The organism is Streptomyces sp. NPDC048612 (assembly GCF_043199295.1).
In the GTDB taxonomy this organism is placed as follows: Bacteria; Actinomycetota; Actinomycetes; order Streptomycetales; family Streptomycetaceae; genus Streptomyces.
Genome location: NZ_JBICVV010000025.1, coordinates 122,252 through 134,751, shown reverse-complemented (window position 1 = coordinate 134,751; position 12,500 = coordinate 122,252). Strand labels below are relative to the sequence as shown.

Annotated in this window: 12 protein-coding genes; 5 read left to right on the top strand and 7 right to left on the bottom strand. The window is 72.7% G+C overall.

What is annotated here, in order from left to right; translation table 11 throughout:
• Positions 1-615 (bottom strand): HAMP domain-containing protein (locus tag ACGFN2_RS30145; RefSeq protein WP_393365701.1); only part of this gene is annotated, 615 nt, incomplete at its 3' end.
• A gap of 6 nt (positions 616-621) precedes the next feature.
• The gene (locus tag ACGFN2_RS30140; RefSeq protein ID WP_006602630.1) at positions 622-1,275 is read right to left on the bottom strand and encodes a response regulator transcription factor; all 654 of its coding nucleotides are present in this window, start codon (positions 1,273-1,275) and stop codon (positions 622-624) included.
• Positions 1,276-1,596: 321 nt separating this feature from the next.
• Between ACGFN2_RS30140 and ACGFN2_RS30135 the strand changes: the two genes are divergently transcribed.
• Entirely contained in the window at positions 1,597-1,773 is a 177-nt protein-coding gene (locus ACGFN2_RS30135) for a hypothetical protein (RefSeq protein WP_362614636.1), read from the top strand.
• An 80-nt stretch (positions 1,774-1,853) separates the two neighbouring features.
• On the opposite strand, the gene ACGFN2_RS30130 is transcribed toward ACGFN2_RS30135, so the two are convergent.
• Both ACGFN2_RS30130 and ACGFN2_RS30125 read right to left on the bottom strand, forming a co-directional pair.
• A complete protein-coding gene (locus tag ACGFN2_RS30130) occupies positions 1,854-2,630 on the bottom strand; it encodes an inositol monophosphatase family protein (protein WP_362614648.1) in 777 nt (258 codons plus the stop codon).
• Positions 2,631-2,742: 112 nt separating this feature from the next.
• A complete protein-coding gene (locus tag ACGFN2_RS30125; protein WP_393365699.1) occupies positions 2,743-3,897 on the bottom strand; it encodes a ferrochelatase in 1,155 nt (384 codons plus the stop codon).
• A 180-nt stretch (positions 3,898-4,077) separates the two neighbouring features.
• Here ACGFN2_RS30125 and ACGFN2_RS30120 point away from each other — a divergent pair, with 180 nt between their 5' ends.
• Together ACGFN2_RS30120 and ACGFN2_RS30115 are read left to right on the top strand one after the other, a co-directional pair.
• Positions 4,078-5,352, top strand: coding sequence for an MFS transporter (locus ACGFN2_RS30120; protein WP_393365697.1), 1,275 nt, complete (start codon positions 4,078-4,080; stop codon positions 5,350-5,352).
• Between the two features lie 239 nt (positions 5,353-5,591).
• Complete coding sequence (locus ACGFN2_RS30115; protein WP_393365695.1) at positions 5,592-6,935, top strand: D-arabinono-1,4-lactone oxidase; 1,344 nt, start codon at positions 5,592-5,594, stop codon at positions 6,933-6,935.
• A 100-nt stretch (positions 6,936-7,035) separates the two neighbouring features.
• Here ACGFN2_RS30115 and ACGFN2_RS30110 read toward each other — a convergent pair whose 3' ends face one another.
• Positions 7,036-8,202 carry a hypothetical protein gene (locus ACGFN2_RS30110; RefSeq protein WP_393365693.1) on the bottom strand — a complete coding sequence of 389 codons (1,167 nt, stop codon included), beginning with the start codon at positions 8,200-8,202 and terminating at the stop codon, positions 7,036-7,038.
• Between the two features lie 495 nt (positions 8,203-8,697).
• Here ACGFN2_RS30110 and sepH point away from each other — a divergent pair, with 495 nt between their 5' ends.
• A complete protein-coding gene (sepH, locus tag ACGFN2_RS30105) occupies positions 8,698-9,756 on the top strand; it encodes a septation protein SepH (protein ID WP_362614647.1) in 1,059 nt (352 codons plus the stop codon).
• Positions 9,757-9,859: 103 nt separating this feature from the next.
• On the opposite strand, the gene ACGFN2_RS30100 is transcribed toward sepH, so the two are convergent.
• Positions 9,860-10,699, bottom strand: a complete 840-nt coding sequence (locus ACGFN2_RS30100; RefSeq protein ID WP_393365690.1) for a sulfurtransferase — start codon at positions 10,697-10,699, stop codon at positions 9,860-9,862.
• A gap of 250 nt (positions 10,700-10,949) precedes the next feature.
• On the opposite strand from ACGFN2_RS30100, the gene ACGFN2_RS30095 reads away from it, so the two are divergent.
• Complete coding sequence (locus ACGFN2_RS30095) at positions 10,950-11,750, top strand: VOC family protein (protein ID WP_362605220.1); 801 nt, start codon at positions 10,950-10,952, stop codon at positions 11,748-11,750.
• 70 nt (positions 11,751-11,820) lie between these two features.
• Here the strand turns inward: ACGFN2_RS30095 and ACGFN2_RS30090 are convergent, their stop codons facing one another.
• Positions 11,821-12,486 carry a thymidine kinase gene (locus tag ACGFN2_RS30090; RefSeq protein WP_362605222.1) on the bottom strand — a complete coding sequence of 222 codons (666 nt, stop codon included), beginning with the start codon at positions 12,484-12,486 and terminating at the stop codon, positions 11,821-11,823.
• Positions 12,487-12,500: the final 14 nt, after the last annotated feature.

Genomic DNA, 12,500 nt, shown 5'->3' with positions numbered 1-12,500 from the left:
AAACCGCCGCTGCGACTCAAACGCCCGGTCCAACCGGTCCAACATCTGATCGAAGGTGTCCGCCAACTCCTTCAACTCATCATCCGGACCCCCCAGCTCGATCCGCCGGTGCAGATCCGACCCCGCCACCCGCTGCGCCGTCCGCGTGATCCGCCCCAACGGCGACAACACCCGCCCCGCCATCGCATAACCGAACGCGAACGCCACCACCGTCAAACCCAGCAAGGCCAGCAGGGAGCGGTTGAGGAGGCTGTTGAGAGCCACCGCCCGCTGGTGCTGGAGACAGTTGTTGACGGCCTCCTGGAGCAGCTGCCCGGACGTCTGGGTGGGCAGGTCACAGATGTCGCTGGTCGACTCGAACTTGCCGCCGAGGATCTTCAGCGGCAGCGCGCTGCCGTCGTGCAGCGCGTCCGCGGCCAGCATGTAGATGATCGTGAGCAGCACGATGCCGGCCATCAGGAACATGCCGCCGTACAGCAGCGTCAGCCGTATCCGGATGGTCGGCCGCAGCCACGGGAAGGGCCGGACGTTGACCGGCCGGGGGTCCCAGGTGGGCTTGGGCGGGGCGGACGGCGGCGGACCGGCCGTCTTGGAGAACGAGGGCAGTGAGGGCATCGCAGGTCAGATCCGGTATCCCGAGCCGGGCACGGTGACGATCACCGCGGGCTCGCCGAGCTTGCGCCGGAGGGTCATGACCGTGACCCGTACGACGTTGGTGAACGGGTCGGTGTTCTCGTCCCAGGCCTTCTCCAGGAGCTGCTCGGCCGAGACGACCGTGCCCTCGCTGCGCATCAGGACCTCCAGCACCGCAAACTCCTTCGGTGCCAGCTGGACCTCCTTGCCGTCGCGGAAGACCTCGCGCCGGTTGGGATCGAGCTTGATGCCGGCCCGCTCCAGGACGGGCGGCAGCGCGACGGTCGTACGGCGCCCCAGGGCGCGCACCCGCGCGGTCAGCTCGGTGAAGGCGAACGGCTTCGGAAGGTAGTCGTCCGCGCCGATCTCCAGGCCCTCGACACGGTCGCTGACGTCGCCGGAGGCGGTGAGCATCAGGACGCGGGTCGGCATCCCCAGTTCGACGATCTTGCGGCAGACGTCGTCACCGTGGACGACCGGGAGGTCACGGTCGAGCACGACGACGTCGTAGTCGTTGACCGCGATCCGTTCCAGGGCGGCAGCGCCGTCGTAGACCACGTCGACCGCCATGGCCTCCCGGCGCAGTCCGGTGGCCACCGCATCGGCGAGCAGCTGCTCGTCCTCGACGACGAGAACACGCACGTCGCTAGTCCTTCCTCAGGGCCCTCACGGGCAGGCACAACACTGTCTGAAAACTCTTCCATCCTGCCCCGAAGAGCAGTAAACCGGCGGTAAGAGGGGTGCGGGGCCGGCGGCGGACGGGCCGGGGAACCGACGCGCAGGATTCCTGGGCGGGTTGAGGTTTCCCTGAGGTGGCGGGTGGGGAGGACGACTGCACACCCGCGATCACGCCCTGTTTTTCCGGCTACTTGCCATGCACTCATCCATCGCAGGGACCACGCCGTGATCGACCCACCCGTCGGCACACCCCCGTGCCCACCGACCCACGACGAGGGGGCGCACATGGACGCGTTCACCGCAGGCATTCTGCAGCGCATAGAGAACACCGAAGCCGATCTGGACCGGGCCCGCGCTGCGGGCGATGACTTCCTCGCCGAGGTCGAACAGGCGGAGCTGGAGGATCTCCAGCGCCTGGCGACCGAGCACGGCGTGCGTCTCGGAGCGGTCACCAGCGCCTGACCGCTCCAAGACGCACGACGACAGCGCCCCGGCACCCAGTAAAGGGTGCCGGGGCGCTGTCGTGCCCGGACGGGGGCCGGTCAGCCGCGCCAAGCGCCGAGCTCGTCCAGCAGCGGCTGGAGCTGTGCGAAGACGCCCGGGGAGGCGGCGAGGACCAGCTCTCCGGAGACCGCCCGGCCGGGGCGTCCTCCGGTCAGCGCACCGGCCTCGCGGGCGATCAGGTCGCCGGCCGCCATGTCCCAGGGGTTCAGACCGCGCTCGTAGTAGGCGTCGAGCCGGCCGCAGGCCACATCGCACAGGTCGATCGCGGCCGAGCCGCCGCGCCGGATGTCGCGGACCTGCGGCAGCAGGGTGCGCAGCACTTCGGCCTGGGCGGCCCGGCGCTCGGCCTGGTAGGAGAAGCCGGTGCCGAGCAGCGCCTGGGAGAGCGGCGGTGCGGGCCGGTGCCGGACGGGCTCGCCGTTGTTGAACGCGCCACGGCCCAGGACCGCGTGGTAGGTCTCCTGGCGCATCGGGGCGGCGACGACCCCGACGACCACCTCGCCGTCCTTCTCGGCCGCGATGGACACGGACCAGGACGGCAGGCCGTAGAGGTAGTTGACGGTGCCGTCGACGGGGTCGACGACCCAGCGGACGCCGCTGGTGCCGACGGTGCTCGCGCCTTCCTCCCCCAGGAAGCCGTCGTCGGGACGGCGCTCCCCGAGGAAGCCGGTGATCAGCTTCTCGGAGGCGATGTCCATCTCGGTGACGACGTCGATGGGGCTGGACTTGGTGGCGGCCACACCGAGGTCGGCGGGCCGCCCGTCGCGCAGCAGTGCCCCGGCGCGGCGGGCGGCCTCCAGGGCCAGGTCGAGCAGTTCGTCGTAGAGCGCTTCGGTGGGCGCCGGGTCGCTCTGCGGGGCTTCGGGGTGCTGCGGATCGGGCACGTTGCTCCTTGCTCGGAGGGGCGGTGGTCGGGCGGGCGTACGGCTACGCGGGGGCCTCGGCGACCGGGCCCCGCCAGTCGGCGCCGGCGGCGGCCGGGCGCGGCGCCCGCGCGGGGCAGCAGCCGACCGGGCACAGGTCGTGGCTCGCGCCGAGGGCTCCCAGGGCGCAGCGTTCCGGACTGCCGCCCCGTTCGGCCGCCGCGCGCTCCAGGAGGAGGTCGCGGACGGCCGCGGCGAACCGGGGGTCGGCGCCCACGGTGGCCGACCTGGCGACCGGCAGTCCCAGTTCGGCGGCCTTGGCGGTGGCCTCGGTGTCGAGGTCGTACTTGACCTCCATGTGGTCGGAGACGAAGCCGATGGGGGCCATGACGACGGCCGGGGCACCGGCGGCGTGCCGCTCCTCCAGGTGGTCGCAGATGTCCGGCTCCAGCCAGGGGATGTGCGGGGCGCCGCTGCGCGACTGGTAGACGAGCCGCCAGGGGTGGTCCACACCGGTCTCCGCGCGGACGGCGTCCGCGATCACCCGGGCGACGTCCAGGTGCTGGGCCACATAGGCGCCGCCCTCGCCGTCCCGGGTGTGGTCGCCGGGGGTGCCGGAGGTGTCGGCGGCGGCGGTGGGGATGGAGTGGGTGGTGAAGGCGAGGTGGGCGCCGTCCCGTACGTCCTGGGGCAGGGCGGCGAGGGAGGCCAGCACCCCGTCGACCATGGGGCGGACGAAGCCGGGGTGGTTGAAGTAGTGCCGCAGTTTGTCGACCCGCGGCACCGGCAGGCCCTCGGCGCGCAGGGCTGCGAGCGCGTCGGCGAGGTTCTCGCGGTACTGCCGGCAGCCCGAGTACGAGGCGTAGGCGCTGGTCGCCAGGACGGCGATGCGGCGGTGGCCGTCCTGGACCATGGTGCGCAGGGTGTCGGTCAGGTAGGGCGCCCAGTTGCGGTTGCCCCAGTAGACCGGCAGGTCCAGACCGTGTGCGGCGAAGTCGCTGCGCAGCGCGTCCAGCAGCTCCCGGTTCTGCGCGTTGATGGGGCTGACGCCACCGAACAGGAAGTAGTGCTGCCCCACCTCCTTGAGGCGCTCGCGGGGGATGCCGCGGCCGCGGGTGACGTTCTCCAGGAACGGGACGACGTCATCGGGGCCTTCGGGGCCGCCGAACGACAGCAGCAGGAGGGCGTCATAGGGGCTGGGATCGTGCTGTTCGGGCATGCCGTCGATCCTGCCACCCTTCCCACGGGGGCGGAGGGCAGGTCCCGGCTCCGGCCGGGGCCGTCGGCCGCGGGGACGGTCCGGAAATCCGGACGCGGCAGGGGGTGGACCGCCCGTAAGCTGTATCGGCCACAGACATCCCTTACCGATCTTCGGTTCCTCACCGGCGGAGCATCCCCGTTGCCCAGTCCCTACCGCGCCATCTTCGGCCGCCCCGGCACCATGTCGTTCTCCGCCGCCGGACTGCTGGGCCGGATGCCCCTGTCGATGATGGGCATCGGCATCGTCACGATGGTCTCCCAGCTGACCGGCCGTTACGGGCTGGCGGGTGCGCTGTCGGCGGCCCTCGCGCTGTCCGCCGCGGTCCTCGGCCCGCAGATCTCCCGGCTGGTGGACCGGCACGGCCAGAGCCGGGTGCTGCGCCCGGCCACCCTGGTATCGGTCACCGCGGTCGCCGGTCTGCTGCTGAGCGCACAGCAACGCTGGCCGGACTGGACCCTGTTCGTCTTCGCGGCCTGTGCGGGGTGTGTGCCGAGCGTCGGTTCGATGATCCGGGCGCGCTGGGCGGAGATCTACCGGGGCTCCCCGCGTGAGCTGCACGCCGCGTACTCGTGGGAGTCGATCGTCGACGAGATGTGCTTCATCGTCGGGCCGATCCTGTCCATCGGGCTGTCCACCGCGTGGTTCCCGGAGGCCGGTCCGCTGCTGGCCGCCGGTTTTCTGGCCGCCGGGGTCTTCTGGCTGACGGCGCAGCGGGCGACGGAGCCGGTGCCGCATCCGCGGGAGCAGCACGCGCGGGGGTCGGCGCTGCGCTCACGGGGGCTCCAGGTGCTGGTGGTGACGTTCGTGGCGACCGGCGCGATCTTCGGGGCGATCGACGTGGTGACCGTGGCCTTCGCCGAGGAGGCCGGCCACAAGGCGGCGGCCAGTCTGGTGCTGGCGGTCTACGCCCTCGGCTCCTGTCTGGCCGGCGCCGTCTTCGGGCTGCTGCGGCTCACGGGGCATCCGTCCCGGCGGTGGGTCGTGGGGGTCTGCGCGATGGCGGTGAGCATGGTGCCGCTGCAACTGGTGAGTTCGGTGCCGCTGCTGGCGGTTGCGCTGTTCGTCGCGGGCCTGTCGGTCGCCCCGACGATGGTGACCACGATGGCGCTGATCGAGGAGCACGTCCCGCGGTCCCAGCTGACCGAGGGCATGACCTGGACGAGCACCGGCCTGGCGGTGGGTGTCGCGCTGGGTTCGTCGGCGGCCGGCTGGGTGGTGGACGCCGCGGGTGCCGCCCGGGGCTATCTGGTACCGGCGGCGGCCGGTCTGCTCGCCACACTGGTGGCGTTCGCCGGCTACCGCAGGCTCCTTCCGCGGCCCGCCGCCGCGGTGGCGGACCCGGCCACGGCCGGCGGTCCGCCCGGCCGGGACGGAGCGGCCGCCGAGCGGCAGGACGAGGAGAGCGTCGCGTAGGGCGTCCCCGGCTGAGCACGGCCCGGACCGCCCGGACCGGTACGCAATGCCGAACGGGCGCCGCCCGCCGGGGAGTTACCGACGGTACGAGATGCCCGGGAGGCGGCCGGTTCCGGCCACTTCCGCGCCCGTGTGATTCCCGTCACCCCACCTGGAAGTCGCGTCGGCGACTGACATCATGCGCTCACACCAACGGCGGCCGCACGCGGCCGGCCCGTGCGGAGGGAGGGGACGTCACCATGGCAGTCAGCAACGCCGCCGGCGGCTCGGGAGGGCGCGCCCCGACCACCGGACCCTGGCGCAACTGGGCGGGCAACGTCACCGTGCGCCCCGCCCGAAGCGTGGCACCGGCGAGCACCGAGGAGCTGGCGGCCGCGGTCCGCGCCGCCGCCGCGGACGGGCTGACCGTCAAGGCGGCCGGCACCGGCCACTCCTTCACCCCGGCCGCCGCCACCGACGGGCTGCTGATCCGCCCCGAGCGGCTGACCGGAATCCGTGCGGTGGACCGCGCGGCCGGAACGGTGACGGTGGCGGCCGGGACGCCGCTCAGGCACCTCAACGAGACGCTCGCCGCGCACGGGCTGTCGCTGACCAACATGGGCGACATCATGGAGCAGACCGTCTCCGGGGCGGCCGCGACCGGTACCCACGGAACGGGCCGCGACTCGGCGTCGATCGCCGCCCAGATCACCGCCCTCGAAATGGTCACCGCCGACGGCTCGGTCCTGACCTGTTCCGCCGGGGAGAGCCAGGAGATCTTCTCCGCGGCGCGGCTGGGCCTCGGCGCGCTCGGCGTGATCAGCGAACTCACCTTCGCTGTGGAGCCGGAGTTCCTGCTGACCGCCCGCGAGGAACCGATGCCCTTCGACGAGGTGACGGCCCGGTTCGACGAGCTGGTCGCCGAGAACGAGCACTTCGAGTTCTACTGGTTCCCGCACACCGGCAGCTGCAACACCAAGCGCAACAACCGCAGCCAGGGCCCGGCGGCGCCCCCCGGGAAGGTCAGCGGCTGGATCGAGGACGAGCTGCTGTCCAACGGGGTCTTCCGGCTCGCCTGCTCCGCCGGCCGCGCGGTGCCGGCCGCCGTGCCGGGCATCGCCCGGATCTCCAGCCGCGCACTGTCGGCCCGTACGTACACCGACATCCCCTACAAGGTGTTCACCTCGCCGCGGCGGGTGCGGTTCGTGGAGATGGAGTACGCGCTGCCCCGGGCGGCCGCGGTCGCGGCGCTGGGAGAGCTGAGGGCGCTGGTGGAGCGCTCCGGCTTCAGGGTCAGCTTCCCTGTGGAGGTGCGCACCGCGCCGGCCGACGACATTCCGCTGTCGACCGCCTCGGGCCGGGACACCGTGTACCTCGCCGTGCACATGTACCGGGGAACGCCGTACCAGGCGTATTTCGCGGCCGTCGAGCGGATCATGACCGCGCACGAGGGGCGTCCGCACTGGGGGAAGCTGCACACCCGCGACGCCGCCTCGCTCGCCGAGGTCTATCCGCGCTTCGGCGAGTTCACCGCGGTGCGCGACCGGCTGGACCCGGAGCGCCGGTTCGCCAATCCGTATCTGCGGCGGGTCTTGGGGGACTGACCGGCGACGGCCGCGTCCCGGCGCCCGTGGAGGGGCACCGGGACGCGGCCGTATCGGGGCCACCGGCCTGACGGCCCGTCCAGAGGGACGGCCGCCGGGGTCAGGAGGCCTCGGGAGCCGGGGTCTCCTTGCCGGATTCCTGCTGACCCTGCTGGTCCCCCTGGTCCTGGCCGCCGGTCGACGTGTCACCGTCGCCGGTGCCGCCGTCTCCGGTGGATTCGCCAGGGGACGATTCCGGGGACGGGGACGTGTGGGGGTCCGGCGAGGTCTTGCCGCCGCCGGACGGGTCCGGGGAGGGCGGCGGGGAGTCGCCGTCCGTTCCCTCGCCGGTGCCGGGGTCGTCCGACGTGCCGCGGTCCGGGTCCGGCTCACCGTTGTGGCCGTGGCGCCCGCGGTCCTCCTCGGACCCCGAGCCGGGCGACCGCGGCGTACTGGGCTGCTGCCGGCTCCCACCACCGGTATGGGTGATGTTGCTCAGCGTGGTGCCCTTCTGCCCGCTCGGCGTCTGCCCGGTGGCCAGCTCCGTCACGGTGACCACGCCCATGGCGAGCACGAAGACGGCGAGCGCCCCGAGCGCCGGCCGCTTCCAGCCGCGCAGGCGGGTGCCGTACGTCGCGGTGCCGATCTCCTCGGGCACTGCGGCCGGGCGGGCGGCCGTCCGGCCCGGCGCCGTGGGCCGCGCGTCGAGGCGCGGCACCAGCTGCGTCCGGTCGGCGGGCCGTCCCCGGCCCGTGCCGTCGGCCGAGCGCGGGGCGCCGATCGCGCCGTGTCCGGTGCGCAGCATCCCCGTCGCGTCATCGGATTCGGGGTGGGCGCTCGCCGGATCGCGGCGGCGGGCCTGCTCGGCCCGCGGGATCAGCTGGGTACGGGCCGTGTCGCGCCCGGGTGCCCTGGCGGCGACGGAGGTGACCTCGTCCTCCGTGCCCTGCTTGTCGAAGGTCGGCAGCACCAGCGTGGTGCCGGCCTGCCGGGTGTGCGGTGCGGTGGATCGAGTGCGGGAGGAGAAGCGGCGTGGCTTCGGCCGGGTGGAGACCGTGGCCTCCTTGATCTGCTCGCCGGTGCGGCGGAACAGATGGTGGAATATCGAGCCGCCGGTCGTGGCCACGACACTGACCAGACCCGCGCCGATGATGGTCCCGTAGACGCCGAGCCGGCCCGCGAGATACGCCGCGACGGCCGCGGCGAGCGCGCTGCCGGCGACCTGAGCAACGCTCAGGTCTATCCGCCTCTCCTTCTTCTTCGTGTCGGTTTCGGTTTCTTCGTCCATCTCCAACCTTTGATAGCCCCTTCGATCCATCTTGCATGGAGAAGTGACCATTCGGCGGAGCCAAAAGTTCCGATTTTGGGGAATCTGTGAAACTCGCCACCTACGTGCCAGGTAGAGAGGTCGACAAGACGACCGAACGCCGTTGCCCGCCCAGAAGTTCGGCGGCGCGGCGGTCCACCTAAGTGGTCCAAATGGAGTACTGTGGCGAGCCCTGGCCCCGGTTCCCGTCCGGCTGCCCGGAACCCGCGGGAGGGGCCCTGAAGGCGGCACTCACCCGGGGCGCCGCCGCTCGGCACGGGGCACGGCGACAGGACAGGCGACACGGTCACTGAGCGTGGCGAACAGGTAACCGTGTCATAACGGCGTTTCAGGGCCAAGCCCCGACACGCCGGGCAACTCGGCAATGTTGTGGCAGGCTGCACCCGGGCAGGCCACACTCGACTAGCGGAAGCAGCGACGCACGTGACGTCGGCAGGCACCACCCGGGAGGTCCCCATGCCCGAACTGCGTGTCGTGGCCGTCTCCAACGACGGCACACGGCTGGTGCTCAAAGCTGCGGACAGCACCGAGTACACGCTTCCGATCGACGAACGGCTGCGCGCCGCCGTCCGCAACGACCGTGCGCGCCTGGGCCAGATCGAGATCGAGGTCGAGAGCCATCTGCGCCCGCGGGACATCCAGGCGCGTATAAGAGCAGGTGCCTCAGCGGAAGAGGTCGCTCAGCTCGCCGGCATCCCCGTCGACCGGGTGCGCCGCTTCGAGGGCCCGGTGCTCGCCGAGCGCGCGTTCATGGCCGAGCGGGCCCGCAAGACCCCGGTACGGCGCCCCGGCGAGAACACCGGCCCGCAGCTCGGAGAGGCCGTCGCGGAGCGGCTGCTGCTGCGCGGCGCCGACAAGGAGAGCGTCCAGTGGGACTCCTGGCGCCGGGACGACGGCACCTGGGAGGTGCTGCTGGTCTACCGCGTCGCGACCGAGCCGCACTCGGCGAGCTGGACCTACGACCCGCCGCGCCGGCTCGTCCAGGCCGTGGACGACGAGGCGCGGGCACTGATCGGCGAGAGCGACGACACGCCTGAGCCGAGCTTCCCGTTCGTGCCGCGGATCGCGCGGCTGCCGCGCGACCGGCCGCTGGACCGCGCCCTGGACCGGCAGTCGCCCGAGCGCGCCGCCCAGTCCGGTGGTGAGGACGACGAGCCGCGGGTCCTCGAAGAGGCCGCCTCGGGTGAGCGGGAGCGGGATTCGCTGACCAGCCTGCTGGAAGCGGTGCCGAGCTTCCGCGGCGACATGGTCGTACCGGAGAGCGCGAAGTCGCCGCAGAGCGACGAGGAGACCGAGGCCGAGGTCGAGGAGCCGCCCGCCCCGGCGGCCAGCGCGGGCGCAGGTTCCGCGTACGCCGATGTGCTGATGCCGCGTGCGGTGGCCGGGCACCGTGACCGGCTGACCGGGACGACGGACCGGCAGGCCGAGGCCGACGGCGTACGGCCCGGGCGCCGGGCCGCGGTGCCCAGTTGGGACGAGATCGTCTTCGGCACCCGGCGCAAGAAGCCGGAGTAACGGGGCGCCCGCCCCCAGCACTTGACGTCGTCCGCCCGCCCCGGCACTTCCGGGGCGGGCAGACGACGTCGTACACGGGCTCGTGACAGGGCCCGGCGGGGGCTCAGCCGGGCTGCGGGCCGGTGGCGACGGGGCGGGACGGGTCGGACGACCATTCGCTCCAGGAACCGACGTACAGCGCCGCGGGGATGCCGGCGACCGCGAGGGCCAGCACCTGGTGGGCGGCGGAGACGCCGGAACCGCAGTAGACACCGACCTCCACGTCCGGGGTGGCGCCCAGCGAGGCGAACCGCTTGGCCAGGTCCGCTGCGTCGCGGAAGACGGTGTCGCCCTCGGCGACGTTCTCGGTCGTCGGCGCGGACACGGCACCCGGGATGTGGCCGGCCACCCGGTCGAGGGGCTCGACCTCGCCGCGGTAGCGCTCGCCGGCCCGCGCGTCCAGCAGGACTCCGCGGCGTGCCAGGGCGGCCGCGTCGTCCGCCGTGAGCAGCGGCAGCGCGCCGGGCAGGGGGGTGAAGTCACCGGCCGGCGGCGTCGGTTGCTCGACGCTCAGGGCGCCGCCGGACGCCTGCCAGGAGGCGAGACCGCCGTCCAGCACCCGTACGTCGGGGTGCCCGGTCCAGCGCAGCAGCCACCAGGCGCGCGCGGCCGCCCAGCCCTGGCCGCCGTCGTAGACGACCACGGGGCGGTCCCCGCGGACACCGGCGGCCCGCATGGCCGCGGCGAAGACATCGAGATCGGGGAGCGGGTGACGGCCTGCCGGTCCGGGCGGCGAGGCCAGTTCGCTGTCGAGGTCGACATAGACCGCGCCGGGCACATGACCCGCCGCGTACTCGGGGCGGCCGGGCGGCCCGCCGAGCTGATAGCGGACGTCCAGGAGCACCGGAGGGGTGGACCGGGACAGCTCGTTCGCAAGTTCGGTAGCGGTGATGATGGCGTTCATGGGACTCATCCTTGCGTAGCAACGACTACGTACAGAAGGTGGGTGCCCACCCTCCGTATGGCGCAGTTACCCCCTCTCGTCCCTCCGCCGGAACGGATGGGGAAACCCTAAAACGGGCATTCTCCCTCGCGAACCTGCCATGGACGGCGCGGCCGGGGCGCACAGCAGGTCACCGGGTGCGAGCATCTGCACGGGACCCGCGCCCGTACCGCACCGGGTCAGCACCCGACGCTCCGAGGAGAGAGTGACCATGACGACGGAGGCAGCGACCCGGCGGATGCCCGGCGCGCCCTGCTGGGTGAGCCTTCTGGCCCACAGCCTGCCCACGACGCAGGAGTTCTACGGGGCGCTGTTCGGCTGGGAGTTCCGCCCGGGGCCGCAGCACTTCGGTCCGTACGCACGGGCCTTCCTCGACGGCCGGGAAGTCGCCGGGGTCGGCGAGCTGGTGCCCGACCGTGACCTCCCGGTCTCCTGGACCACGTATCTGGCCAGCGACGACGCGGATGTGACCGCCGAGCAGATCCGTTCCTGCGGTGGGACGGTGGGCGTCGGGCCGCTGGACGCCGACGACGACACGGGGCGGATGGCGATCGCGTCCGACCCGCAGGGAGCGATCTTCGGGGTGTGGCAGGGCCGGTCGATGACGGGCACCGCATTCACCGGCGAGCCGGGCACCGCGGTGTGGAACGAACTGGTCACCCGCGACACCGAGTCCGTCAGCCCGTTCTACGAGCATGTCTTCGGTTACGAGGCGGAGCCGCTGCCCGCGGACGGTTCCCCCGACACCAACGGCTTCGAGGACTATCTGACGCTGCACCTCAAGGACCGCCCGGTGGCCGGTATCCACGGTGTGGGCGGCGCGCTGCCGCGTGACCGGGGCTCCCATTGGATGACGTACTTCGCCGTCTCCGACACGGACGCGGCCGCCCGCCGGGTGACCGAGCTGGGCGGTCAGCTGCTGGACGACGCCCGGGACTCCGCGCACGGCCGGCTGGCGACCGTCACCGACAGCGAAGGCGCCGTCTTCACGCTCATCCAGCGGCGAAGCTGAGCGCCGGTCCCGCCACCGTGGCGGCAGATATGCCTCGCCCGTGCGGCGGTGCGGGCCAGGCGATGCGCTCCTACCGCGCGCTGTCGACCGGCAGTACGTCCGGGGAGAGGGCGGCCGCGCGGGCCGAGGCCGAGGTCTGGCGGCGGCGGTGGTGGCGCCGGCACAGCACCTCGTAGCCGACCTCGGCCGGGGGGCCGTCCGCGTCGGCGACGACATCGCCGACCACGACCTGGGCGCCCTCGACGACCATCCGGTTGCCGACCGTGCGGGCGTTGTGCGTGGCGCGGGCGCCGCACCAGCACAGCGCCTCGACCTGCAACACCTCGACCCGGTCGGCCAGTTCGACCAGGCGCTGGGAGCCGGGGAAGAGCTTGCTGCGGAAGTCGGTGGTGATGCCGAACGCGAAGACGTCCAGTTCGAGGTCGTCGACGACGCGGGCGAGCTGGTCGATCTGTTCGGGGGCGAGGAACTGCGCCTCGTCGGCGATGACGTAGTCGATCCGGCCGCCGGAGGAGAGACGGCCGACGACATGTGCGTAGAAGTCCATGCCGTCCGCCGCCTCGACGGCCTCGGTGACCAGCCCGAGACGGGAGGAGAGCTTGCCGTGTCCGGCCCGGTCGTTGCGGCTGTAGATCATTCCCTGCAGTCCGCGGGCGGAGCGGTTGTGCTCGATCTGCAGAGCCAGTGTCGACTTGCCACAGTCCATCGTTCCGGAGAAGAACACCAGCTCGGGCATGGGAAGGTGCGGGC

Excerpts from the sequence above, each read along its gene's own strand:
- ACGFN2_RS30135 (WP_362614636.1), top strand. The coding sequence starts at position 1,597 with ATGGACGCGTTCACCGCAGGCATTCTGCAGCGCATAGAGAACACCGAA.
- ACGFN2_RS30125 (WP_393365699.1), bottom strand. The coding sequence starts at position 3,897 with ATGCCCGAACAGCACGATCCCAGCCCCTATGACGCCCTCCTGCTGCTG.
- ACGFN2_RS30115 (WP_393365695.1), top strand. The coding sequence starts at position 5,592 with ATGGCAGTCAGCAACGCCGCCGGCGGCTCGGGAGGGCGCGCCCCGACC.
- ACGFN2_RS30110 (WP_393365693.1), bottom strand. The coding sequence starts at position 8,202 with ATGGACGAAGAAACCGAAACCGACACGAAGAAGAAGGAGAGGCGGATA.
- sepH (WP_362614647.1), top strand. The coding sequence starts at position 8,698 with ATGCCCGAACTGCGTGTCGTGGCCGTCTCCAACGACGGCACACGGCTG.
- ACGFN2_RS30100 (WP_393365690.1), bottom strand. The coding sequence starts at position 10,699 with ATGAACGCCATCATCACCGCTACCGAACTTGCGAACGAGCTGTCCCGG.
- ACGFN2_RS30095 (WP_362605220.1), top strand. The coding sequence starts at position 10,950 with ATGACGACGGAGGCAGCGACCCGGCGGATGCCCGGCGCGCCCTGCTGG.
- ACGFN2_RS30090 (WP_362605222.1), bottom strand. The coding sequence starts at position 12,486 with ATGCCCGAGCTGGTGTTCTTCTCCGGAACGATGGACTGTGGCAAGTCG.